At 66.2% G+C, this 503-nt stretch carries 1 protein-coding gene; it reads left to right on the forward strand.

Annotated features, from left to right (window positions below; translation table 11 throughout):
* Positions 1–464 (forward strand): IS256 family transposase (locus SP5_RS18350; RefSeq protein WP_042491528.1); only part of this gene is annotated, 464 nt, incomplete at its 5' end.
* Positions 465–503: the final 39 nt, after the last annotated feature.

Consider the following 503-nt stretch of genomic DNA (forward strand, 5'->3'; position numbering starts at 1 on the left):
CCTGCATCGTCCATCTGCTGCGAAACTCGATGGATTTCGTCTCCTGGAAGGACCGCAAGGGGCTGGCGACCGCGCTGAAGGAGGTCTACCGCGCGCCCAGCGCCGAGGCGGCCGAGCAGGCGCTCTCGGCGTTCGAGGCCGGCCCCTGGGGCACCCGCTACCCGGCCATCGGCCAGAGCTGGCGGCGCGCCTGGGCCGAGGTCATCCCATTCTTCGCCTTTCCCGGCGAGGTCCGGCGGATCATCTACACCACGAATTCCATCGAGGCCCTGAACTCGAAGCTGCGCCGGGCCGTGCGCGCCCGCGGGCATTTCCCCAGCGACGAGGCCGCCACCAAGCTGCTCTACCTCATCTTGAACCGCTCAGGGAAAGAGTGGAAGATGCCGCCCCGTGAGTGGACCATGGCAAAGGCCCAGTTCGCCGTCATCTTCGGCGAACGCTTTATCCGAGCCATGGCGGCGTAATGTTCAGCCGCCCGCCCACACACGAAATTCCTGACACTT

The sequence above is a fragment of the Sphingomonas parapaucimobilis NBRC 15100 genome (assembly GCF_000787715.1).
GTDB classification, from domain to species: domain Bacteria; phylum Pseudomonadota; class Alphaproteobacteria; order Sphingomonadales; family Sphingomonadaceae; genus Sphingomonas; species Sphingomonas parapaucimobilis.